A 22,967-nucleotide genomic window follows, 5' to 3' on the forward strand; every position below is an offset into this window, starting at 1 on the left:
TACTCTTTTTGATGTTTTTTTCTATAAAAAAGTGAAATAATTTTCATTACTTTGAAAACTCGTTTTACTACAAAACAAACAACTATGACTAAAATAACTGCAGCTATAACAGCGGTAGGAAAATATATTCCAGAACATGCTCTAACTAATAAGGAGCTAGAAACAATGGTAGACACCAATGATGAGTGGATTACTACGAGAACAGGAATCAAAGAAAGAAGAATTTTAAAAGGCGAAGGTCTTGGAACTTCTTTCATGGCAATAAAAGCAGCAGAAGATTTACTTCAAAAATCAAATACAAACCCTGAAGACATTGACATGGTTATTGTAGCAACTGCTACTCCAGATATGCCTGTAGCTTCAACAGCAGCTTATACAGCTTCTAAAATAGGAGCCGTAAATGCTTTTTCTTATGATTTACAAGCGGCTTGCTCTAGTTTTTTATACGGTATGTCAACTGCCTCTAGTTATATTGAAAGCGGTAGATATAAAAAAGTATTGTTAATTGGTGCCGATAAAATGTCATCAATTATTGATTATAGCGATAGAGCTACTTGTATCATCTTTGGAGATGGGGCAGGTGCTGTTTTATTTGAACCTAATAACGACGGTTTAGGGTTACAAGATGAGTATTTAAGAAGCGACGGAATTGGTCGAGAATTCTTAAAAATCGATGCAGGTGGATCAATTTTACCAGCATCAGAAGACACTGTTAAAAACAAGCAACATTTTGTTCATCAAGAAGGAAGAACTGTATTTAAGTTTGCTGTTTCTAACATGGCAGATGTTTCTGAAAAAATGTTAACCAGAAACAACTTAACAAAAGATGACATTCAGTGGTTAGTACCACACCAAGCTAATAAAAGAATCATCGAAGCTACTGCTAATAGAGTAGGCTTAGAAGATGATAAAGTAATGATGAACATTCATAAGTATGGAAATACAACGTCTGCTACTTTACCGTTGTTACTTGCTGACTATGAAAAAGAGTTGAAAAAAGGAGATAATTTAATTTTTGCCGCATTTGGTGGAGGCTTCACATGGGGAGCTATCTATTTAAAATGGGCCTATAACTCATAAACTAAACAACTAAAATTTAGGAAAATGGACATTAAAGAAATTCAAAGTCTTATAAAGTTTGTAGCTAAGTCAGGTGCAAGTGAAGTAAAGCTAGAGATGGAAGATATTAAAATCACCATTAAAACTGGAAGTGACACTCCTGAAACTACTATTATTCAAGCCCCTGCTCCTGCAGCAGCTACACAAATGATGGCTCCTGCACCAGTAGCACAACCAGCTACACCAGCTGCAGCCCCAGTAGCAGCTGAATCTACTGACGACTCAAAATATGTAACTATAAAATCACCTATCATTGGTACTTTCTACAGAAAACCTTCTCCAGATAAACCTAATTTTGCTGAAGTAGGAACAGAAGTAAAAGTTGGTGATACTGTTTGTATCATTGAAGCAATGAAATTATTTAACGAAATTGAATCAGAAGTATCTGGTAAAATCGTTAAAGTATTAGTGGATGATTCTTCTCCAGTAGAATTTGATCAACCATTATTTTTAGTAGACCCATCATAATTTTTGGTTTAGAAGTTTTAAGTTTAGAAGTTTAGCTATGCTAAACTCTTAAACAACTAAACCCAATAAACTCATAAACTAAAAGACATGTTTAAAAAGATATTAATTGCCAATAGAGGCGAAATCGCGCTACGTGTAATTAGAACCTGTAAAGAGATGGGGATAAAAACAGTAGCTGTTTACTCAAAAGCAGATGCTGAAAGTTTACACGTACGATTTGCTGATGAAGCTGTTTGTATTGGACCTGCTCCAAGTAGCGAGTCTTATTTAAAAATGGATCGCATCATAGCAGCTGCAGAGATTACAAATGCTGACGGAATTCACCCAGGATATGGTTTCTTAGCAGAAAACGCTAAATTCTCAAAACTATGTGAAGAGCACGAGATTAAGTTTATCGGAGCTTCTCCTGAGATGATTGATAAAATGGGAGACAAAGCGAATGCTAAAGCTACCATGAAAGCTGCTGGAGTACCGTGTGTACCAGGTAGTGACGGTGTAATTACCACATTTGAAGAATGTGAAAAAGTCGCTTTAGAAACGGGATACCCTGTAATGTTAAAAGCATCTGCTGGTGGTGGTGGTAAAGGTATGCGTGCTGTTTGGAAAGCTGAAGATTTAAAAGATGCTTGGGATTCTGCAAGACAAGAATCTAAAGCTGCTTTTGGAAACGACGATATGTATATGGAGAAGTTAATTGAAGAACCTCGCCATATTGAAATCCAAGTAGTAGGTGATGCTTATGGTAAAGCTTGTCACTTATCTGAAAGAGATTGTTCAGTTCAACGTCGTCACCAAAAATTAACTGAGGAAACTCCTTCTCCATTCATGACAGAAGAATTACGTGATGCTATGGGAGCTGCTGCTGTAAAGGCTGCTGAATATATTAAGTATGAAGGTGCTGGTACAGTTGAGTTCTTAGTAGACAAACACCGTAACTTCTACTTTATGGAAATGAATACTCGTATTCAGGTAGAGCATCCAATTACTGAAGAAGTTGTAGACTATGATTTAATTCGTGAACAAATCTTAGTTGCGGCTGGTGTGCCAATTTCAGGTAAAAACTACAAGCCACAATTACACTCAATTGAATGTAGAATTAATGCAGAAGATCCTTATAACGGATTTAGACCTGCTCCAGGAAAAATAACTTCATATCACGCTCCAGGTGGTCATGGTGTTCGTATCGATACTCACGTGTATGCTGGGTACATGATTCCACCAAACTATGACTCAATGATTTCTAAGTTAATTGTTACTGCACAAACTCGTGAAGAAGCTATTAACAAGATGAAACGCGCATTAGATGAGTATGTTATTGAAGGTGTAAAAACAACAATTCCTTTCCACAGACAATTAATGGATCATCCAGATTACGTAGCAGGTAATTATACCACTAAGTTCATGGAAGATTTTGAAATGGAATCATAACATATTTCAACATAGAATAAAAAATCAGTGAGTAACTTCACTGATTTTTTTATTTCATAAATTCGCATAATGAATTTTTTATACAATTTACTTCTTTCTGTAGTATCTATATTACTCCCATTAATAGCTTTATTCAACAAAAAAATAAAGTTATTTTATGAAGGGAGAAAAGAAACATTTTCAAGACTAAACAGTATTTCCAAAACTGATAAAGTAATTTGGTTTCATGCTGCTTCTTTAGGGGAATTTGAACAAGGAAGACCTATTATTGAAGAGTTAAAGCAGCTTTATACAGGTTACAAAATAGTTGTTACTTTTTTCTCCCCTTCTGGTTATGAAATTAGAAAAAACTATCCATTAGCTGATGTTATTTGCTATTTACCATTAGACACAAAATCGAACGTTAGAAAATTCATCAAAAAAGTACATCCAGATATGGCTATTATGATAAAGTATGAGTTTTGGCCTAATCTTCTTTCAGAATTAAAAAAACATAATGTTCCTACGATTTTAATTTCAGGAATTTTTAGAAAAAAACAATCCTTTTTTAAATGGTATGGAGGTTTTATGCGTGAAAAACTAACTGTTTTTAATCACTTTTTTGTACAAAACAAAGCTTCTAAAGACTTATTAAATTCTATTAATTTTAATAACGTAACCATTGCTGGTGATACGCGATTTGACCGTGTATACGATATTTTACAACAAGATAACTCGTTAGATTTTATTTCTGAGTTTAAAAATAATAATTACACTGTTGTCGCGGGAAGTACTTGGAAAGAAGATGAAGAACTTATTGTAGATTATTTAAATAATCACGCAACTGATGATGGAAAGTTTATTATTGCTCCACATAACATCAATAAAAAACAGATTAAAGAGTTACAAGATTCTATTATCAACAAAAAAACTGTTCTTTACTCTGAAAAAGTAAACAAAGACTTATCAGAATATCAAGTTTTTATAATTGACACTATTGGCTTACTTACAAAAATATATTCATACGCTGATGCTGCCTATGTAGGTGGTGGACTCGCTACTGGTTTACATAATATTTTAGAACCAGCGACATATGGTGTTCCTGTTATTTTTGGTGGTAATAAATACAGTAAGTTTCAAGAAGCAATTGATTTACTAGAAATAGGAGGTGCAAAGACCGTTACAAATACTAATGAATTTTCCAGTAATTTTGCTTCATTGCAATCAGACAAAAAACTAAGAGAGCAAATGGGGAAAGTTAACCACAATTATATTTTAAAAAATGTGGGAGCAACAAAAAACATTATCACTTATTTAAAAAACATATTATAATGGATTTTATATTACAACCATGGTCGTGGTATGTATCTGGGCCACTTATCGCCTTTATACTATTTTTATTCTTTTATTTCGGTAAAAATTTTGGAGTATCAACTAATTTAGAAACCATGTGTACCATGGTTGGAGCAGGTAAAGTATCTGATTATTTTAAGAAAGATTGGAAAGAACGTGATTGGGCTATTGTTTTTTTAATTGGTTTAATAATTGGAGGATATATAGCCATTAACTACCTCTCTGCTACACCAAAAATTGATTTAAACCCAACAACTGTAAATGAATTAGCTAATTTAGGTTTTCAAAATGCAGGAGAAACCTATGTACCTAATGAAATTTTCAGCATTGAAAACATGTTAACCTTAAAAGGTTTTACAATTTTATTAATTGCTGGAATTTTAATTGGATTTGGAACTCGTTATGCAGGAGGATGTACCTCAGGACATGCCATTACAGGACTAAGTAGTTTTCAATTACCTTCTTTAATTGCAGTAATTGGTTTTTTTATTGGTGGTTTAATAATGACTTGGGCTCTATTCCCTTTAATATTTGGTTAAGATGAAGAATATAAAATTTTTAGTTATTGGTATAGTTTTCGGAATTATTTTATCTAAATCAGAAGCTGTTTCTTGGTATCGAATTTATGAAATGTTTAAATTTCAATCTTTTCACATGTATGGTATTATTGGTTCTGCCGTAGCTATTTCTGCAATACTTATGTATTTCTTTAAAATCGGAAAAATTAAAGATTATTTAGGGAACCAAATTAACATTAGAGAAAAGAAAAAAGGATTTATTAGAACTTTAGTTGGCGGCACTATATTTGGGTTAGGTTGGGCACTAGCAGGCGCTTGTCCTGCTCCTATTTTTGTTTTGATTGGACAAGGAATAATCCCAATGATTATTGTACTCTTAGGAGCTCTTATAGGAGCTTTTATTTATGGTTTATTGGGTAAGAAGTTACCTAATTAATATAAAAAACCTTGGATAATTTAGTCCAAGGTTTTTTGTTACTTCGTCGTTATATCTATAAGGTATGGTTGTAATGGATATCCTTCTTTAGATTGATAAAAATCAGTTACTAAAATTTGTTGTTTAAGTTTTGGTTTTAACTCAATTTCATAAAACAATTTAGTTCTATCTTCCGACCATCCTTTAAAACTTGTCACACTTAACAAATTTGATTCTCCTAACGGACCTAATCTTAGATTCATTATTTTTTCATTCATTGGTTTAGAAAATTCAATAGTTAGTGTTTTTATAGCTGGGTCTACATCAGTATCATTATTCTTAAATTCTTTTATAGAAACGACATAAGGTCTATGCTTTTCATTTTCTTTTCTTATTTCAGAAATTGGTTTATCAAAAAATTTAACTGAATCTACAAATTCAATGATGGTTTCGTTATTACCATAATCTAACTCTATAAGATTTTTTATTGCTAAATTTTTATCTTTATCAAAATCATCATAGTATTTTTCAGCAATTTTATATCCAATAAAATACCCTAAATCTCTCTGATTAAATTTATTTGACATCGAACTCCACAACCAATAAGAATAAGCTTTGTTGAACATTTCTATTTCAAATTGATCTTTAATAACTTGAGTATTTTTCTTACCGTATTCTATACCTTCCATACTAGACTTTTCTCCTAAAGCTTTTTCAGCAACAAACTCTGCTACTCCTTCATATAGGCTTGCTACTAATAAACTCTCTGTTGAAAAAGGTTTTTGTTGTGTATGAACAAACTCATGAACTCCTGTAAATTTTACATTATTGATTGGATTTGTTTTTTGAAATTTTTTTACATTATCTAGGCTTTTTTTTAACTCAGAAGTATTAATGTTTTCATCCAACATTTGCATATCTACACCAAAAATCACTAAACTATCTACTGCTGTTCCTCCAGTTCTAAATGCTCCAACAGTAAAGTACACTTTAGCCGGTTTTAAGTCTGGATAAATTTGCTTTAATTTTTGTAGTCCATTGTCTATCTCTGAACTTAAACCTTTACTTTTTATAGTATTTTCCTTAATAGAGTTCCAAAATTTGGGATAATCATTAATGTTTTCTATGTACTCTTGAGGAGTGCAGTTTCTAACTTTAAACATTGTTTTTTGCCCAATAGAAGCTTTATCTAAAAATTCTTCTTTTAAATATTTTGATTGTAAAACTGAATCTTTGGTAGAAGTTATCTTATCGTACGCTTTCCAATAATTGTCTACATCTTGGGTATAAATTAGCTTTTCTTTTTCTTCTTTTTTACATGCCATTAATACCAAAAATAGCATAGCAATTCCATATATTTTTCTCATAACTTATTTTTAAACTACATCAAATATACTTTTAAAAAAATTAATCTTTTAACAACAACGATTCAAACATCTCTGAGTTAGTATTATCCACCACTTTCCAATTATAAATTTTAGAAAGTTGGTAAATCTTAGATAATTCTTCAAATAAACGTGTTTTAGCATCTTTTTGTAGTCGAGAAACCGTTATTGTTGATTTAATCTTTTCAATAGCTTTAGTGTTGAGCTTGTTTAGTTCTTGCTTAGAAAAAGTATTAAACTGACTTTGCTGCAAATCAAAATACTTAATATCAGGGGAAATTAGAATTTCTTCCTCTGGAATTTTTTTAATAATAATTTGTTTATCAACACTATCTATTTGAATTTCTAATTTCGATAAGTCGTAACCAACCTCAACCTTTGCATTCACAGAAAGCATTGCTTTTTTTTCAAATGTAAGATATCCATAAAAGTATTTTTTAGCATCCGTAAAACTGTACATTTCAGAGAAATTTCCTTCTGAAACTACTAATTTACTTAGGTTTTGGATTCCGTTTAAAACCACCTGAATTTCTTCTTGCTCGTACTTTTCTTCCTTCTTCTCATACCAGAATTTTGCAATTAAAAATCCTAGTACAAAAACAGCAAGATATTTTAATAAACGCATCGTTTTCTTTTTCTATAAATATAGGAAAAGTATCTAAAGTACTTTTATGAAGCTTGTTTTGTTTCTTCTTCTTTTGGAAATGCTTGCTTATTAAATAAAAATAGTAAAGCTACTCCAATCGTTATCCAAGAATCTGCACCATTAAAAATAGCATTAAAAAAGGTAAAGTTTTCTCCTTCGTAAATAGGAAAGTATAACATATCTACTACTTTTCCATGAAATAATTCTCCGTAAGGATTATCTGAAAAAAGTGTAGCAACATTATGATAAGAAGAGTCGAAAATTACACCATAAAAAACAGAATCGATGATATTGCCTACTGCTCCTGCTAAAATTAATGCAATAGCGACAATAACAGCGGTATGTGCCTTTCGTTTTATTGTTTGCCATAACCAATACACAATACCTGTAACTGCAACAACTCTAAATAAAGTTAAAAATAACTTCCCTGTTTTCCCTCCAAATTCAAAGCCCCATGCCATACCATTATTCTCGGTAAAATGAATTCTAAACCAATCATTAAAAACAACTACTTCTTCTCCTAGCTGAAAATGTGTTTTGATGTAAATTTTACTAATTTGATCAATTAAAATTGCCAGAATTACGGTAAGTATTGCGATGTGTTTTTTAGACATTTTTTTTATTTAATGGAAACAAAAATAAGAAAACTATTTTTATGTTTTTCTTCTGATTTATAGAAAGAAAAAGACCAATAGACTTTTAGTCATACTGGTCTTAATTTATATTAATAAAAAGAAACTATCCTTTTAACCAAGCTTTTCTTAGTTCTTTTTGCTTTTGTGTTGCATTAGGATCATCTTTTAAACTAGTTCCTTTTGTATATGATTGAGTTAAAGTTGTTTTAATAACCACCTCTTTACCATCTCTTTCTAATTTTACTTCAACTTCGTTTCCTGGTTGCCACATAAACATTTTCGTAAAAATTTGATTTGCACTTTCCTTTGTCACAGCCACTCCATCAACTTCTTTGATTGCATCATTAGGTTGTGCTCCATTTTCAGCCCAAAAGCTGTTGTCTTTTACAGCTTCTGTAAATCGGATAGTTTGTGTCGCTTTATCTGGTCTAACAATCATAGCTCCATCATTTTGGATATAATTTGTTTTCACTTTTGATTCATCTAACACTAATCCTGCTTTAGCAAAAAACTCATTATAATTAATTGGTGTACCTCCTACTACGTGTGTGTTTAAAAACGCTCCTATTGATGGATAGGTCATTTCAGTAATTTCTCCAATTAACTTATCATCTTCAAATGGTTTGTTTTTCCCATATTTTAATGACAACTCTTTCATTAATGATAACACACCTCTATTTCCATTACTTTCTTCACGCATTAAAATATCAATACACATACCTATTAAAGCTCCTTTTTGATACACATTGTAATACTGAGAAGCATAAGGCTCGTCTAATACATTTTCACTCATTTTAGTAAAACTCATAGCATCATTCATAGAAGATGCAGTTTTAATTTTACCCATAATTTTACTGTAAAATTCATCTTCTGTTACCAAACCTTGGTTTACTTGAAATAATGTAGCAAAGTATTCTGTAATTCCTTCATACATCCATAAATGCTTAGAGAATGTTGGTTGGTTGTAATCAAAGTAATGTACATCTTCTGAATGTACACTTAACGGAGTTACAATATGAAAAAACTCATGAGACACAACATCAATCATACTTTTTGCCAACGCTTCATCTGGCATTGCTTCTGGTAACACTACTACGGTTGATGTATGGTGTTCTAAGGCCCCAAATCCTTTAGGTGCTTTTTCTGTTCCGTCAGATAAGTATAAATAAATATCATAACGTGCCGTACTATTAATGCTTCCTAAATATGCTTTTTGCGCTTGCATCATTTTTTCCATTACAGCTTTAATTTTTTCAGCTGAGTGTTTTTTGTTTGGAGAATATACACTTAATACAATTTTAATATCACCAACTTTGAACTCTTCTACATCTAATTCTCCATAAAACATAGGGTTATCTGTAATATCAAAATAACGTGGAGCAAAATAGCTCGACGTTAAAGTTGAACCGTCTTCACTTGTTTTTGTTCCAACTTCTTGTAAAGCGGAAGTTCTTTTAAAATTGGTAGGCGAAACAACATCTAACTTATATTGATTGTTTTTTAAAGAATCAAAATACCCCACAAATCCGTGAAGGTTAAGCACATAATTTGTAGACTCTATATTTGTTCCTGCGGGTGAGAATGGGGTTTCTCCTCCAATTCCCCCTGAAACTTCCATATCAAAAGTATCGTTTACTAAATACGTTACTTTATCTAATTTTTCAGCATTGGTAATTTCCCAAGTATTCGTATCAACTTTTGTTACCTCTAGTTCATTTTCTTCATAATCTAAAGCCTTAAAGCTGTCTACATATTTACCAAAATCACTCACAGAATAGGTTCCTTGGACAACTCTTGGCAATCTATATGTTACTTTTTCAATTGTAAACCTGCCTGGATTAACAGTTACTGGTACTTTATCATTGTCTACTTTTGTTAAATCTAAAGTCGTTACAATGGGAGTTTGAACAGCTAAATCGTTTGTTGTCTTTTTAGTAGAATTACAGCTTGTTAAGAGTAATGCTGCAATGGTTGCTGTGGTTAGTATACTTTTATTCATTTCTTAGTTTTTAATTAACCATTAGACAAAATGAAACTTCTTTTGTTACGTCTAATTTTTATAATTTTTTGTTAATTACTTTAATTCAATATTAATATTCGCATGAATAGAATTTATAGTAAGTATTTTAGAAACAGGTGTCACTTCTTTAGAAAATGGAGATATTTTTCTTTTTCCATTTATAATGATTGTTCCGTTGTTAGTTTTTAAACCCAAACCTGTTTGTTTATCAATATTAGCAAAAACATTGCCTTGGAAAAGATCTATATTTGAGTTTCCATTAACTGTATTTAACTTTATATTTCCTCTTTCTATATAAATATTTACATCTCCTTCATAACTTTTTGAAGTTATTCCGATAGTTTTTCCATGAATGCTTATATGTTTGTTTTTGGGAACTTTTATAACTGCCCTGGCTCTTTCTAGCCTCCTCGTTATATATTTTCGAAAGACTTCGTTTTTTAATGTTGGAATATTTAATTCAAATGCTATTGTAAAGACTTCTCCTTCTTTTTTGAATAGGATATTGTGTGTATGTGGATTTTCATCTAATAAAACTACTTCGAGTTGTCCATCTTTTGAATTTTCAATTACAATATCATCCAAACCGTAAGTAACCACTTCGAGTTCGTTTACTAACATTTTTCTTTTCTGTATTATTTTTTCTTGACAGTAAAGAAACTGGATACTTAGTATAAGTAATAACAATAGATATTTTTTCATACAAAAAAAGCCTCTAAAAGAGGCTCTATTTATTTTAACTTTAAAAGTTATTGTTTTCGTTTTGCTTCGATACTTAAAGTAGCATGTGGTACTAACTTTAAACGTTCTTTTTGAATTAGCTTACCAGTAACTCTACAAATACCATAGGTTTTATTTTCAATACGAACTAAGGCATTTTTTAAATCGCGAATAAACTTTTCTTGACGAATAGCTAACTGCATGTTTGCCTCTTTAGCCATTGTATCAGATCCTTCTTCAAAAGATTTAAATGTTGGCGACGTATCATCGGTTCCGTTATCTGAACCGTTTTTATATGATGCTTGTAGCAACCTTAAATCTTCTTCTGCTTTTTCAATTTTCTTTTGAATGATTTCCTTAAACTCTTGTAAATCACTGTCTGAATATCTTATTTTAACATCATCCATAATGCTATATTTTTTCAATTAACATTCTACTTTTAATGGTATCAAACTCAATTTCTGTACCATTACTTAAAACATCAACAAAAACTAATTCGTTTGTTAATGTTTCTGCTTTAATGTAGTTTTCATTTGCCAATACCGATTCTTTTAAATCATCAGCCTGCAAAATGGTTAATTTTATTTTATCGGTTACTTCTAAACCTGTGTCTTTTCGTGCGTTTTGAATTCTATTAACTAATTCTCTTGCCACACCTTCTTTGCGTAATTCGTCGTTTATTGTAACATCTAAAGCTACAGTTAACCCTTCTGCGTTGGCTACCAACCACCCTTCGATATCTTTCGATGAAATCTCCACATCAGCGGTTCCTAAAGTAATCATTTTATCGTTAATTTCCACAGAAATTTCACCTTCTTTTTCTATTTTAATGATATCTTCTTGTGTAAATCCTTGTATCTTATTAGCTATCAACTTCATTTCCTTACCAAATTTAGGTCCTAATGCTTTAAAATTTGGTTTGATTTGTTTTACTAAAATTCCTGAAGCATCGTCTAATAATTCGATCTCTTTAACGTTTACTTCTGACTTGATTAAGTCTGCAACAGCTAAAATTTCTTCCTTCTGAACTGCATCTAATACAGGAATCATTATTTTTTGTAACGGCTGGCGCACTTTAATTTTCTCTTTAGCCCTTAGAGATAGAACTAATGACGAAATTGTTTGTGCATTTTCCATTTTACGCTCTAACGACTTATCAACTAGATCAGCATTGTATTTTGGAAACTCTGCTATATGTACACTTTCAAAACTTTCTTTTCCTGTAGCATTCACTAAATCTTTATATAAACGATCCATAAAGAAAGGAGCTACTGGAGATCCTAATTTAGCTACCGTTAACATACAGGTGTATAACGTTTGGTATGCAGAGATTTTATCTTGTGCATACTCTCCTTTCCAGAAACGTCTTCTACATAAACGCACATACCAGTTACTTAGGTGATCTTGCACAAAATCGGAAATAGCTCTGGTTGCCTTAGTAGGCTCATATTCAGCATAGAATTTATCTACTTTTTGAACTAAGGTATTTAATTCAGATAAAATCCAACGATCAATCTCTGGTCGTTCATTAATAGCTATTTCAGCTTCACTATACGTAAAGTTGTCAATATTTGCATATAAAGAGAAGAATGAATAGGTGTTATATAAAGTTCCGAAGAATTTACGTTTTACCTCTTCTATTCCTGCAATATCAAATTTTAAGTTATCCCATGGGTTCGCATTCGAAATCATATACCAACGCGTAGCATCTGGACCGAACTCTGACAATGTTGTAAACGGATCTACCGCATTTCCTAAACGCTTTGACATTTTTTGCCCGTTCTTATCTAACACCAATCCGTTAGATACTACATTTTTATAGGCTACAGAGTCAAACACCATTGTTCCTATTGCATGTAAGGTATAAAACCATCCACGAGTTTGATCTACGCCTTCTGCAATAAAGTTTGCAGGGTAACTTTCTTTATTATCTATTAATTCTTTATTTTCAAACGGATAATGCCATTGTGCATAAGGCATAGAACCAGAATCGAACCAAACATCAATTAAATCACTTTCGCGCTTCATTGGTTTTCCTGATGCAGAAACTAACGTGATTTTATCGACTACATTTTTATGTAAATCGATTTTATCGTAGTTATCTTCAGACATATTTCCTACTTCAAAATCAGCAAAAATATCTTCAGACATTACTCCTGCATCCACTGACTTTTGGATTTCTTCTTTTAATTCAGCTACAGAACCAATACAGATTTGCTCTGCTCCATCTTCAGTACGCCAAATAGGTAATGGAATTCCCCAAAAACGAGAGCGTGATAAGTTCCAGTCATTCGCATTTTTTAACCAGTTACCAAAACGTCCTTCTCCTGTAGATTTTGGTTTCCAGTTAATAGTTTCGTTTAAGTCAAACATCCTTTCTCCAACATCAGTAACCTTAATAAACCAAGAATCTAATGGATAGTATAAAATTGGTTTATCGGTGCGCCAACAGTTTGGATAACTGTGTACATATTTTTCAACCTTAAAAGCTTTGTTTTCTTCTTTTAATTGAATTGCAAGCTCTACATCTACTGATTTTTCTGGTGCTTCACCATCAGCATAGTACTCGTTCTTTACATATTTACCCGCATATTCTCCCATTTCTGGACGAAACTTACCTTGTAAATCTACCAACGGAACTGGATTCTCATTCTCATCTAACACCAACATTGGTGGTACTTCTGGTGTTGCTTGTTTAGCAACCAAGGCATCATCAGCACCAAACGTAGGCGCAGTGTGTACAATACCTGTACCATCTTCAGTAGTCACAAAATCTCCTGAAATTACTCTAAACGCATTTTCTGGATTTTGATATGGTAACGCAAATGGTAATAATTGCTTGTATTTAATCCCTACTAAGTCCTTTCCTATAAATTCTTTTATAACTGCATATGGAATTTGCTTATCTCCTTTAGTATAATTTGCTAATTCCGCTACATCTTCAACTTCATTAAACTTCTTCCCTGCAAATTGTTTTGATACTAAGTTTTTAGCCAACACCACTTGAATTGGCTCAAAGGTGTATTGGTTGAATGTTTTTACTAAAACATACTCAATCTTTGGACCAACCGTTAATGCTGTGTTTGAAGGAAGTGTCCACGGAGTTGTTGTCCAAGCTAAAAAATGTATATCTCCTTCGACTTGTAAAAATTCTGGTAACGTTTCTTTGATTGTTTTAAACTGAGCTACTACTGTAGTATCTGTAACATCTTGATAGGTTCCTGGTTGATTTAGTTCATTATTACTAAGACCTGTTCCTGCTTTTGGTGAATACGGTTGAATAGTATATCCTTTATACAGTAAATCTTTATCATAAATTTGCTTTAACAACCACCATACCGATTCCATATATTTTGGTTTATAAGTAATATATGGATCTTCCATATCTACCCAATATCCCATTTTTTGAGTTAGGTCATTCCAAATATCAGTGTAACGCATTACAGCTTTTTTACAAGCTTCATTGTATTCTTCAACCGTAATTTTTGTTCCAATATCTTCTTTGGTGATTCCTAATTCTTTTTCAACCCCTAATTCTACAGGTAAACCGTGAGTATCCCAACCTGCTTTACGCTTAACTTGGTATCCTTTTTGGGTTTTATAACGACAAAAAATATCTTTAATGGCGCGTGCCATTACGTGGTGAATTCCTGGTAAACCGTTTGCTGAAGGTGGTCCTTCAAAAAACACAAATGGTTCGTTTCCTTCACGTGTAGTAATACTTTTTTCAAAGATGTTGTTTTCTTCCCAATAGTTTAATATTTCTTCTGCTACTTTTGGTAAATCCAATCCTTTGTATTCAGTAAACTTCTTACTCATTTTGTCGGTTTATTAATTGAATGTGCGAAATTACGTATTTTCTTGTAATTGTTGAATTTGAGATATAAAAAAACACCTCAAAATTGAGGTGTTTTTGATACTTTATAGGTTATAATTGTTATTTTTTAACTATATAAAAATAAGATCTTCTATTTTTTTGATGCTCTTTTGTAGAGCAGCTTGTTGTATCGTCACAATTATTTAATAGTTTTTCTTCCCCATAACCTACTGCTTTTTCTATTCTTTCTGAAGAAATCCCTCTAGAAACAATGTAAGCTTTTGTTGATTTTGCTCTTTTATCAGATAGCTTTTTATTGTATTCTTTCGATCCTCTACTATCTGTGTGTGATTCTATTCTAATTATCATTTCTGGGTGATTTTTCATTACCGAAACAATATGTTCTAACTCATATTCTGCATCTTTTCTTATTGTATGTTTATCAAAATCAAAATAAATAGGGCTAATCACAATTTGATCTTCTATAATCAATGGTTTTAACGATAAGTTTACTGTAACAAGCTGTTTATTTACATCAAAAGTTTGTAATTGTTTTGTGTAAGCTTTATAATCTTCTTTTTCTGCTATAACTGTAAATTTTTTCTCACAATCAACTTCAACAAACCTATAGTCTCCATTTTTTCCCGTTACTTGTTGTGCTTGAACCTTACCATTAGAATCAATTAATTTAACTGTTGCTCCTAATATTGGTTTATTGCTTTTTTCTTCTGATACTACACCTGTTATATCTTCTTTACAGTTATATAAAATAAAGCTATAAATGTCATCGTCTCCTTTTCCTCCTTTTCTATTAGAAGAGAAGAAACCTTTGTTCTTTTCATCGTCTATCACAAAAGCAAAATCGTCATACGATCCATTTATTGGAGCACCTAAATTATTTGGTTTTTGATAAGTACCTGAATTATTTTTTGATTCAAAAATATCAAGGGCACCTAAACCTAGATGTCCGTCTGAAGCAAAATACAAGGTATTATCTTTAGCGACGAAAGGAAACATTTCTCTTCCTTCAGTATTTATTTCTTTTCCCAAATTTACTGGTTCTCCGTAAGTGCTATTTTCTAAAAGTGCAACCTTGTATATATCTGTTTTCCCAAAACCATTTGGCATATCTGAAATAAAATACAATGTTTTCTCATCTGCGCTTAAAGTTGGATGTCCCGCAGAATAATTATCATTATTAAATGGAAGTTCCTTTATATTTCTCCACTCTCCATTTTCAAACTCTGCTTTATATATTTTAAGATATGCTATTTGATTATCTCCTCCTTCTAATTTCTTTCCATTGAAATTTGTTCTGGTAAAGTACATTGTTTTACCATCTGAAGTAATTACAGCATTGGATTCGTGATATTGTGAACTTAATGATGAAATTATTTCTTCTTTTTCTAAATCTATTAATTGTTTTTCTTCATTATAAACTTCATTTGCTTTGTAGATATTTAAATGCGGTTGATTGTTCCATTTATATAGTTTGTCATTTTCTCCAACAGGTTTTGTAGAGGCAAAATAAAGTTTATTATCATAGGTAAACCCACCAAAATCAGAATACTGAGTATTGACTGAGAGATTGGTTATATTTATAAATGTTTTCTTTTTTCCATTACTATATTTATTAAAATAACCTTCATTTTTCTCTAAAGCTTGCCCTCTTGAGTCATTCTCTTTAATTTCACTAAACTTTAAAAGCCATTTATCAGATTCTTTAATTTTTCCATTACTTTTTAAAGATTGTGCATATCTAAAAAAATATTCTGGCTCTGTAATACTCTCATAGTTTTCCATTAAAATTTTATACCATTTCTCTGCTTCTAAAAACTCTGAGTTATAATAATGAGAGTCTCCTAAACGACTAACAATTTCGTACGAATTATTTCCTTTATCATAAATTTTCTCATATAGTTCTGCTGCCTTTTTATAAGCAAAAACTTCAAAATATTTGTCGGCTGTGTATTTTCTTTGCCCTAAGCAAATGCCACTAAGAAAAATAAATATTACTACTAACTGTTTCCCCATGTCTCTTATCTTTTGTAGTTAAATAACACTAAAATAATTATCTTTTTTTATTCTAGCTTATTCCTCGCTCTTTTTTTATCTGTTCATAAGCTGCTTGTATTTTTTGGAATTTTTCTTTAGCTCCTTTTTTATGTTCTTCTCCTAAATTTTGAAGTTTATCTGGATGGTATTTTTTTGCCATTCTTCGATATGCTTTCTTTACCTCATCGTTAGTGGATTCTTTTGTTATTTCAAGCATTTTATAAGCACTATCAGATTCGTCATAAAACATTGCCTTTATTGAAGAATAATCATATTCGTTAATATACAAGTAACTTGCTATCTTTCTAATCTCTTCTTCCTCTACACTAGTTACTTGTCCATCTGCTTTTGCTATTCCGAATAAAAAATGTAGTAACTGTAATCGTGTAGCATGTGACATATACTGACGTATTTGTAAACAAACTTGTCGTGTAGATACTTGTTTCTTAATAATACCGTTGAATAATTTAAACGCATGATTTGCTCGTTCTTTACCATACATTTTCACAAAATACATACGAACATAGTCCAGTTCACGCCTATCTATTTTTCCGTCAGATTTAATAACTACCGAAGCTAATATTAACAAGCTTATTTCAAAATCTCCTGATGTAGCTCTTCCTCTTCTTGGTTGTCCCCCTGTCTTTTTTTGATATTCTTGCTGTTCTTGTACAAAATCTTCTACAGAAATTCCATCAATAAGACTTCCTACAGCAAACCCTATAATAGCTCCTATTGGACCTCCTAATGTAAAACCGGCTCCTGCTCCAAGCCATTTTGCAAATTTTCCCATTGTTTGTTTTTTAGAAGCCACAAAGATAAAACATTACCAATCTATCTACCATACTTATTTCGGGTTGATTGTTGGCACTAAAAGAAGTATCTTTGCCTTAAATTTTAATTCAAAAATATGTATCCAGAAGAATTAGTAAAACCAATGCGTGATCAATTAATTGACGCTGGTTTTGAAGCTTTATATACTGCTGAAGATGTTGACAATGCTTTAGCCAAAGAAGGAACTACATTAGTAATGGTAAACTCTGTTTGTGGATGTGCTGCAGGTACTGCAAGACCTGGTGCTATTGCTTCTTTAGGAGCAGATAAAACTCCTACGAACTTAACTACAGTTTTTGCAGGTGTAGAGAAAGAATCTACAGCGAAGGCAAGAGAATATATGATTCCTTTCCCTCCATCATCTCCTGCAATAGCTTTATTCAAAGATGGTAATTTAGTGCACATGTTAGAACGTCATCATATCGAGGGGCGCTCTGCACAAGCTATTGCTCAAAATTTAGCAGCTGCTTATGACGAATTTTGTTAATCTTTTTAAGCAAAAGGTTTCAAAACAAAAAACAACTAAAAAATCCAGTAATTTTACTGGATTTTTTTATACTTTCTTAATTACATTAGTTACAACTCCCCAAATAATAAAATTATTTTCTTCTGTAATTTTTATGATTGGGTAGTCTGGATTTTCAGGCTGCAACCAAACTTCACTTCCTTCAACTCTTAATCGTTTTACCGTAAACTCTCCATCTAAAAAGCAAACCGCTATCTTATTATTTGTTGGCGGAATACTTCTATCAATTACCAGTAAATCATTATCATCTAAACCTGCACCAATCATCGACTGACCACTTACTCGTGCAAAAAAAGTGGCTTCTTTATTTCTAATAAGTTCTTCATCTAATGAAATACGCGTTTCCCTGAAATCATCAGCAGGAGAAGGAAAGCCCGCAGAAATACCTGTATCCATAAAGATAGCTCCCTCGCTTTCATTTAACTCTTTTGGTAAGAAAAAAGTCAATGCTTCTGATGCTTTTACTGGTTTTAATTTTCGTAACATCTTATTATTTGTTATTTAACTAAGCTTATTTTACTTTAATAATATCGTTAATATTTGTAGTATATTTTGGTGATAATCGCTCTTGACGCATCTTCCAAGTACGTTGTAAATCTTGGTTTGCTAATTTAATCTTATCTGCTTTATAAGTCTGATTAATTTTATCTATTACACTCATTAAAGAAGCATGCTTCGGGTCTTCCTTTGCAAACATATCTAATTGATAATTGTCTGAAGGCACCAACCCTGTTACAATTACTCCTGCTCTTTTATACTTTATTCCCTCCTTAAAAATAGTAGTTACAGCTTGTACTGCACTTTTACTTATTGTTAATGTAGAGTTTGTCGGATATGGAAGTACAATAGTTTTACTTGCTCGATGTTGTTTAGTCTCTTTTTTATGATAATCACTACGCAATAACACTATTACCATATGGCAACTTGAGTTTTGCTTACGTAATTTTTCTGCACAACTTACAGCAAACGTTGAGATTCTTTCTTTAATATTATCTAGATCCGAAAATGTATATTCAAAACTTCGGGTTGTTGCTATTGCTTTTTTGTTAGTAGGCTCATCTAGTTGTATTTTAGGATCTCCTTCTAAATCTTTTTTCAACTTCCAACCTGTAATCGATAAATTTTTCAGCACCCAATCGTCATTTAACTGTGTAAAATCATACGCTTTTATACATCCTTTAGCTTGTAGTCTTTTTTGTATACCTCTTCCAATTCCCCAAACACTTTCTATAGAAGTCCATTTTAATGCTTTTATTCTTTTTTCTTCGGAATCAATCACACACACTCCACCTGTTTCTTTCAAGAATTTTCGAGCAATTTTATTAGCTACTTTACTCAATGCTTTTGTTGGTGCAATTCCTACACAAGTTGGAATACCCGTCCATTGTAAAATTCTACTTCTTATTTCAGTTCCATAAGAATTAAAATTATATTCATTAAAACCTTTGAATTGTAAAAATGCTTCATCAATAGAGTATACTTCCACATCTGGAGAAAATTGTTCTAAAATTTTCATCACTCTAGCGCTCATATCACCATACAACGGATAATTTGACGATAGCACTGAGATATTATTGTTTTTACAAAACTGATCCCACTTAAAAATTGGAGCTCCAAATGGAAGTTGCAAGTCTTTTGCTTCGTCACTCATTGAAATAACACACCCATCGTTATTACTTAAAATAGCCACAGGTTTTCCTTGCAAATTCGGATTAAAAACCCGTTCGCAAGAAGCATAAAAGTTATTACAATCTACCAACGCATACATAACTGTAAAGGTACAGAATATTGAAAAAATGAACTCTAACTAACTTTCCTTATTTTTGTTTCATGGTTAGAAAATTAAAAATTGACGGAATTGATAAAATAATTATCAAACGTCTTGTAAAAGATGCTCGTACGCCTATTTTAAGTATCGCCCGAGAAGTAGGTATATCCGGCGCTGCCATTCATCAACGATTACGAAAGTTAGACGAATCGGATTTAATTGATGGTTACAAAATGATATTAAATCCAAAAGCATTAGGCTATACCACTACCGCTTTTGTTGGTGTATTTTTAGATTCTTCTAGCTTATACTCTTCTGCAATTAAACGTTTAAAAGAAATTCCTGAGATCGTAGAAAGTCATTACACTACAGGTAACTATGCTATTTTCATTAAAATACTGTGTAAAAACAACGAAGACTTAATGCATTTGTTAAATAAGGATATTCAAACTATAAAAGGAGTTTCAAGAACCGAAACTTTTATATCTTTAGACCAACAAATAGATCGACAAATAAAAATTTAAAAACCCCTAATGAACGATTTTATCTTCTACTTTAAAATGGGCTTGTTTCATGTATTAGACTTTAAAGCCTATGACCATATTTTATTCTTAATTGTATTAGCTGTTGTGTATCAATTTAAACAGTGGACAAAAGTTTTATGGTTAATTACTTTGTTTACTATTGGACACTCAATAACTCTAGCGCTTTCAGCATACGGAATTTTAAATGTACGAGCAGATTTAATTGAGTTTTTAATTCCGTTAACTATTTTTATTACGGGATTAATGAATGTATTAACCGCAAAAAAAGCATCGGTAGGAAAAGAAAACCAAAATTTATTTTTTGCTTTGTTTTTCGGGTTAATTCACGGACTTGGTTTTTCTAACTATTTTAAAATTATGATTGGAAAAACTTCTGATAAATTTTTACCTTTATTAGAATTTGCCTTAGGTGTAGAAGTAGCACAAATTATTATTGTATTAGGTATTTTACTAATTGGAGCACTAGTGCAATCAATCTTTAGTGTAAATCGTCGTGATTGGATTTTAATCATGTCATCAATCGTAATTGGTTTTGCTTTACAAATGATGTTTGACCGTGTTTTTTGGTAAAAAATTAACGCCTAACTAACACAAATCTAACTACCTTAGCTTATCTAAGAAAAATCGTACTGAAAATTTTGAAGAAAAAACAATTAAAATATGACATTGCCTATTTAAAAATGGCAAATGAATGGGGACAACTTTCACACTGTATTCGTAAAAAAGTAGGCGCCTTAATTGTTAAAGATCGAATGATTATTTCTGATGGTTATAATGGTACTCCTTCTGGTTTTGAAAATTATTGTGAAGACGAAGAAGGGTACACCAAATGGTATGTGTTGCATGCCGAAGCCAATGCTATTTTAAAAGTAGCTTCTTCTACACAATCATGCAAAGGTGCTACTTTATATATTACACTTTCTCCTTGCCAACAATGCAGTAAATTAATACATCAAGCAGGAATAAAACGTGTAGTATATGCACAAGCATACAAAGACCGATCAGGATTAGATTTTTTAGAGAAAGCGGGTGTTGAACTGACTTATTTACCTTATGAACAAGAATAATTTACCTATATATTTATCTATTGCAGTTATTTTCGGTATTCTTATTGGGACCTTTTTTAGCAACGGAAAATCAAGCAATCTTATTGGAAAAAGCTCATCAAGTGAACGAAAAATAAAGCGTTTAATTGACTACATTCAAAGTGATTATGTTGATGCTGTTAACACAGATGATTTATTAGATGGAGCCATTGCAGAGATGTTAGGTAAATTAGATCCTCATTCAGTATACATTCCTAAAGAAAACTTACAATTGGTTACCGAAAACATGCAAGGTAATTTTGTAGGAATAGGTGTTCAATTTCGTATGATTGGTGATACTATTACCGTTATAGAACCTATTAAAGGAGGACCAAGTATTGAAGCAGGAATTAAAGCAGGTGATAGAATTTTACTTGCAGACAAGGATACACTCTATGGGAAAAAACTGCAAACTTCCCAAATAATGAAAGCTTTAAAAGGAAAGCCAAACACTAAAGTTGATTTGCAAATTTATAGAAAGACCAATGATAGTATTTTTAACATTACTATTAATCGTGGTAAAGTAAATATTAAAAGTGTTGATATTGCTTACATGTTAAACGATAGTATTGGCTATATAAAACTAGATCGTTTTGCACGTAACACCTATATTGAGTTTAAATCTTCTCTAAACAAATTACTTACAAAAGGAATGACTGATTTGGTCTTAGATCTTCGCGGAAATGGTGGTGGTTTTATTGATATTGCTAATGATATTGTTGACGAATTCTTAGAAGATGAAAAACTGATTGTATTTACAAAAAATAACAAAGGTGATATTGTAAAATCTTTCGCTACTGATAAAGGTGATTTTGAGCACGGTGGGTTATATGTACTAATTGATGAAAACTCCGCTTCTGCTTCTGAAATTGTAGCTGGTGCCTTGCAAGATAATGACAAAGGTATTATTATTGGACGTCGTTCCTTTGGTAAAGGATTGGTACAACAAGAAATGGATTTAGGAGATGGTTCTGCGGTTCGATTAACTACGGCTAGGTATTATACTCCAACAGGGCGTTCTATTCAAAAGCCTTATAAAAAAGACGCAGATTCTGAAGAATATAGTCATGATTTTGAACATCGACTAGAAAATGGGGAGTTGTTTACCAAAGACAGTATTAAAACTATTGATAGTTTGAAGTATACGACTCCTAAAGGTAAAGTAGTATATGGTGGCGGTGGAATTATTCCTGATTATTTTGTAGCGGTAGATACCTCAGCTTATATTCCTACAATTTTCTTCCGTCCTTTAAATGATTTCGCTTTTTCATATGTAGATGATAATCGTAAAAAACTCGCTTCATTAACCGTTGAGGATTTTATTAATAATTTTGATAAAGACAATAAGATTTCTAATAAATTCTTAGCAGAACTCAAAGATTTTAGACTTCCTGAAAGAACAAAAAATCAACTTCGCAATAACTTAAAAGTATTGATAGCTCGTGAACTTTTTAGTGACGAAGGTTTATACAAAGTAGATCAGCGAGATGATAAAATGCTGCAAAAAGTATTTGAGTTAGAACAAAAGCAAAATGAATAAGAAAATATTTAAAGTAATCATAGCGCTTTTTGTAATAGTGTTGACTTTTAAATTCTTTAGTTTTATTACTGAGAACTTCATACACGGATGGAATGCTCCTAACTAAAACTT

At 31.7% G+C, this 22,967-nt stretch carries 22 protein-coding genes; 11 read left to right on the forward strand and 11 right to left on the reverse strand.

Annotation, left to right across the window (positions count from 1 at the left end):
- The first annotated feature begins 84 nt into the window (after nucleotides 1–84).
- From ABMY20_RS03365 to ABMY20_RS03390, 6 genes are all read left to right on the forward strand, one after another.
- Nucleotides 85–1,080: a beta-ketoacyl-ACP synthase III gene (locus tag ABMY20_RS03365; protein ID WP_047789947.1), complete on the forward strand. Its 996-nt coding sequence runs from the start codon at nucleotides 85–87 to the stop codon at nucleotides 1,078–1,080.
- A 24-nt stretch (nucleotides 1,081–1,104) separates the two neighbouring features.
- On the forward strand, nucleotides 1,105–1,587 hold the full coding sequence (gene accB, locus ABMY20_RS03370) for an acetyl-CoA carboxylase biotin carboxyl carrier protein (RefSeq protein ID WP_047789946.1): 483 nt from the start codon (nucleotides 1,105–1,107) through the stop codon (nucleotides 1,585–1,587).
- 87 nt (nucleotides 1,588–1,674) lie between these two features.
- Nucleotides 1,675–3,015, forward strand: a complete 1,341-nt coding sequence (gene accC / locus ABMY20_RS03375) for an acetyl-CoA carboxylase biotin carboxylase subunit (protein WP_047789945.1) — start codon at nucleotides 1,675–1,677, stop codon at nucleotides 3,013–3,015.
- A gap of 69 nt (nucleotides 3,016–3,084) precedes the next feature.
- A complete protein-coding gene (locus tag ABMY20_RS03380; protein ID WP_349264641.1) occupies nucleotides 3,085–4,326 on the forward strand; it encodes a glycosyltransferase N-terminal domain-containing protein in 1,242 nt (413 codons plus the stop codon).
- The gene (locus ABMY20_RS03385; RefSeq protein ID WP_349264642.1) at nucleotides 4,326–4,886 is read left to right on the forward strand and encodes a YeeE/YedE thiosulfate transporter family protein; all 561 of its coding nucleotides are present in this window, start codon (nucleotides 4,326–4,328) and stop codon (nucleotides 4,884–4,886) included. Before ABMY20_RS03380 ends, ABMY20_RS03385 begins: the two co-directional genes overlap by 1 nt.
- Before the next feature lies 1 nt (nucleotide 4,887).
- A complete protein-coding gene (locus ABMY20_RS03390) occupies nucleotides 4,888–5,301 on the forward strand; it encodes a DUF6691 family protein (protein WP_167712919.1) in 414 nt (137 codons plus the stop codon).
- A 38-nt stretch (nucleotides 5,302–5,339) separates the two neighbouring features.
- On the opposite strand, the gene ABMY20_RS03395 is transcribed toward ABMY20_RS03390, so the two are convergent.
- From ABMY20_RS03395 to ABMY20_RS03435, 9 genes are all read right to left on the reverse strand, one after another.
- Nucleotides 5,340–6,647: a hypothetical protein gene (locus ABMY20_RS03395; RefSeq protein WP_349264643.1), complete on the reverse strand. Its 1,308-nt coding sequence runs from the start codon at nucleotides 6,645–6,647 to the stop codon at nucleotides 5,340–5,342.
- A 40-nt stretch (nucleotides 6,648–6,687) separates the two neighbouring features.
- A complete protein-coding gene (locus ABMY20_RS03400) occupies nucleotides 6,688–7,290 on the reverse strand; it encodes a DUF4230 domain-containing protein (RefSeq protein ID WP_167712915.1) in 603 nt (200 codons plus the stop codon).
- A gap of 44 nt (nucleotides 7,291–7,334) precedes the next feature.
- On the reverse strand, nucleotides 7,335–7,925 hold the full coding sequence (locus ABMY20_RS03405) for a lipoprotein signal peptidase (protein WP_047789939.1): 591 nt from the start codon (nucleotides 7,923–7,925) through the stop codon (nucleotides 7,335–7,337).
- Between the two features lie 124 nt (nucleotides 7,926–8,049).
- Nucleotides 8,050–9,945, reverse strand: coding sequence for a peptidase M61 (locus ABMY20_RS03410; protein ID WP_349264644.1), 1,896 nt, complete (start codon nucleotides 9,943–9,945; stop codon nucleotides 8,050–8,052).
- 75 nt (nucleotides 9,946–10,020) lie between these two features.
- Nucleotides 10,021–10,587, reverse strand: coding sequence for a hypothetical protein (locus tag ABMY20_RS03415; protein ID WP_349264645.1), 567 nt, complete (start codon nucleotides 10,585–10,587; stop codon nucleotides 10,021–10,023).
- 128 nt (nucleotides 10,588–10,715) lie between these two features.
- Nucleotides 10,716–11,093 carry a TraR/DksA C4-type zinc finger protein gene (locus tag ABMY20_RS03420; protein ID WP_047790047.1) on the reverse strand — a complete coding sequence of 126 codons (378 nt, stop codon included), beginning with the start codon at nucleotides 11,091–11,093 and terminating at the stop codon, nucleotides 10,716–10,718.
- A 4-nt stretch (nucleotides 11,094–11,097) separates the two neighbouring features.
- Nucleotides 11,098–14,505: an isoleucine--tRNA ligase gene (ileS, locus tag ABMY20_RS03425; protein WP_349264646.1), complete on the reverse strand. Its 3,408-nt coding sequence runs from the start codon at nucleotides 14,503–14,505 to the stop codon at nucleotides 11,098–11,100.
- 118 nt (nucleotides 14,506–14,623) lie between these two features.
- A complete protein-coding gene (locus tag ABMY20_RS03430; RefSeq protein WP_349264647.1) occupies nucleotides 14,624–16,537 on the reverse strand; it encodes an OmpA family protein in 1,914 nt (637 codons plus the stop codon).
- 52 nt (nucleotides 16,538–16,589) lie between these two features.
- Nucleotides 16,590–17,351, reverse strand: coding sequence for a TerB family tellurite resistance protein (locus ABMY20_RS03435; RefSeq protein WP_073182153.1), 762 nt, complete (start codon nucleotides 17,349–17,351; stop codon nucleotides 16,590–16,592).
- Between the two features lie 117 nt (nucleotides 17,352–17,468).
- On the opposite strand from ABMY20_RS03435, the gene ABMY20_RS03440 reads away from it, so the two are divergent.
- A complete protein-coding gene (locus ABMY20_RS03440; RefSeq protein WP_073182156.1) occupies nucleotides 17,469–17,879 on the forward strand; it encodes a BrxA/BrxB family bacilliredoxin in 411 nt (136 codons plus the stop codon).
- 66 nt (nucleotides 17,880–17,945) lie between these two features.
- Here the strand turns inward: ABMY20_RS03440 and umuD are convergent, their stop codons facing one another.
- Both umuD and ABMY20_RS03450 read right to left on the reverse strand, forming a co-directional pair.
- On the reverse strand, nucleotides 17,946–18,404 hold the full coding sequence (gene umuD, locus ABMY20_RS03445) for a translesion error-prone DNA polymerase V autoproteolytic subunit (RefSeq protein ID WP_073182158.1): 459 nt from the start codon (nucleotides 18,402–18,404) through the stop codon (nucleotides 17,946–17,948).
- 25 nt (nucleotides 18,405–18,429) lie between these two features.
- A complete protein-coding gene (locus ABMY20_RS03450) occupies nucleotides 18,430–19,686 on the reverse strand; it encodes a Y-family DNA polymerase (protein WP_159493479.1) in 1,257 nt (418 codons plus the stop codon).
- 62 nt (nucleotides 19,687–19,748) lie between these two features.
- Here ABMY20_RS03450 and ABMY20_RS03455 point away from each other — a divergent pair, with 62 nt between their 5' ends.
- From ABMY20_RS03455 to ABMY20_RS03470, 4 genes are all read left to right on the forward strand, one after another.
- Nucleotides 19,749–20,210, forward strand: a complete 462-nt coding sequence (locus ABMY20_RS03455) for an Lrp/AsnC ligand binding domain-containing protein (protein ID WP_047789927.1) — start codon at nucleotides 19,749–19,751, stop codon at nucleotides 20,208–20,210.
- 9 nt (nucleotides 20,211–20,219) lie between these two features.
- Entirely contained in the window at nucleotides 20,220–20,801 is a 582-nt protein-coding gene (locus tag ABMY20_RS03460; RefSeq protein WP_047789926.1) for a HupE/UreJ family protein, read from the forward strand.
- Nucleotides 20,802–20,866: 65 nt separating this feature from the next.
- The gene (locus ABMY20_RS03465; RefSeq protein ID WP_047789925.1) at nucleotides 20,867–21,298 is read left to right on the forward strand and encodes a dCMP deaminase family protein; all 432 of its coding nucleotides are present in this window, start codon (nucleotides 20,867–20,869) and stop codon (nucleotides 21,296–21,298) included.
- Nucleotides 21,285–22,856: a S41 family peptidase gene (locus ABMY20_RS03470; RefSeq protein ID WP_047789924.1), complete on the forward strand. Its 1,572-nt coding sequence runs from the start codon at nucleotides 21,285–21,287 to the stop codon at nucleotides 22,854–22,856. The genes ABMY20_RS03465 and ABMY20_RS03470 overlap by 14 nt, the downstream gene beginning before the upstream one ends.
- Nucleotides 22,857–22,967: the final 111 nt, after the last annotated feature.

Origin of the sequence: Tenacibaculum sp. SSH1-16 (assembly GCF_040104435.1) — a bacterium.
Lineage (GTDB): Bacteria > Bacteroidota > Bacteroidia > Flavobacteriales > Flavobacteriaceae > Polaribacter > Polaribacter mesophilus.

What these genes read in the sequence shown, in the direction of transcription:
- ABMY20_RS03365 (WP_047789947.1), top strand. Translation starts at nt 85, where the DNA reads ATGACTAAAATAACTGCAGCTATAACAGCGGTAGGAAAATATATTCCA.
- accB (WP_047789946.1), top strand. Translation starts at nt 1,105, where the DNA reads ATGGACATTAAAGAAATTCAAAGTCTTATAAAGTTTGTAGCTAAGTCA.
- accC (WP_047789945.1), top strand. Translation starts at nt 1,675, where the DNA reads ATGTTTAAAAAGATATTAATTGCCAATAGAGGCGAAATCGCGCTACGT.
- ABMY20_RS03380 (WP_349264641.1), top strand. Translation starts at nt 3,085, where the DNA reads ATGAATTTTTTATACAATTTACTTCTTTCTGTAGTATCTATATTACTC.
- ABMY20_RS03385 (WP_349264642.1), top strand. Translation starts at nt 4,326, where the DNA reads ATGGATTTTATATTACAACCATGGTCGTGGTATGTATCTGGGCCACTT.
- ABMY20_RS03390 (WP_167712919.1), top strand. Translation starts at nt 4,888, where the DNA reads ATGAAGAATATAAAATTTTTAGTTATTGGTATAGTTTTCGGAATTATT.
- ABMY20_RS03395 (WP_349264643.1), bottom strand. Translation starts at nt 6,647, where the DNA reads ATGAGAAAAATATATGGAATTGCTATGCTATTTTTGGTATTAATGGCA.
- ABMY20_RS03400 (WP_167712915.1), bottom strand. Translation starts at nt 7,290, where the DNA reads ATGCGTTTATTAAAATATCTTGCTGTTTTTGTACTAGGATTTTTAATT.
- ABMY20_RS03405 (WP_047789939.1), bottom strand. Translation starts at nt 7,925, where the DNA reads ATGTCTAAAAAACACATCGCAATACTTACCGTAATTCTGGCAATTTTA.
- ABMY20_RS03410 (WP_349264644.1), bottom strand. Translation starts at nt 9,945, where the DNA reads ATGAATAAAAGTATACTAACCACAGCAACCATTGCAGCATTACTCTTA.
- ABMY20_RS03415 (WP_349264645.1), bottom strand. Translation starts at nt 10,587, where the DNA reads ATGTTAGTAAACGAACTCGAAGTGGTTACTTACGGTTTGGATGATATT.
- ABMY20_RS03420 (WP_047790047.1), bottom strand. Translation starts at nt 11,093, where the DNA reads ATGGATGATGTTAAAATAAGATATTCAGACAGTGATTTACAAGAGTTT.
- ileS (WP_349264646.1), bottom strand. Translation starts at nt 14,505, where the DNA reads ATGAGTAAGAAGTTTACTGAATACAAAGGATTGGATTTACCAAAAGTA.
- ABMY20_RS03430 (WP_349264647.1), bottom strand. Translation starts at nt 16,537, where the DNA reads ATGGGGAAACAGTTAGTAGTAATATTTATTTTTCTTAGTGGCATTTGC.
- ABMY20_RS03435 (WP_073182153.1), bottom strand. Translation starts at nt 17,351, where the DNA reads ATGGGAAAATTTGCAAAATGGCTTGGAGCAGGAGCCGGTTTTACATTA.
- ABMY20_RS03440 (WP_073182156.1), top strand. Translation starts at nt 17,469, where the DNA reads ATGTATCCAGAAGAATTAGTAAAACCAATGCGTGATCAATTAATTGAC.
- umuD (WP_073182158.1), bottom strand. Translation starts at nt 18,404, where the DNA reads ATGTTACGAAAATTAAAACCAGTAAAAGCATCAGAAGCATTGACTTTT.
- ABMY20_RS03450 (WP_159493479.1), bottom strand. Translation starts at nt 19,686, where the DNA reads ATGTATGCGTTGGTAGATTGTAATAACTTTTATGCTTCTTGCGAACGG.
- ABMY20_RS03455 (WP_047789927.1), top strand. Translation starts at nt 19,749, where the DNA reads ATGGTTAGAAAATTAAAAATTGACGGAATTGATAAAATAATTATCAAA.
- ABMY20_RS03460 (WP_047789926.1), top strand. Translation starts at nt 20,220, where the DNA reads ATGAACGATTTTATCTTCTACTTTAAAATGGGCTTGTTTCATGTATTA.
- ABMY20_RS03470 (WP_047789924.1), top strand. Translation starts at nt 21,285, where the DNA reads ATGAACAAGAATAATTTACCTATATATTTATCTATTGCAGTTATTTTC.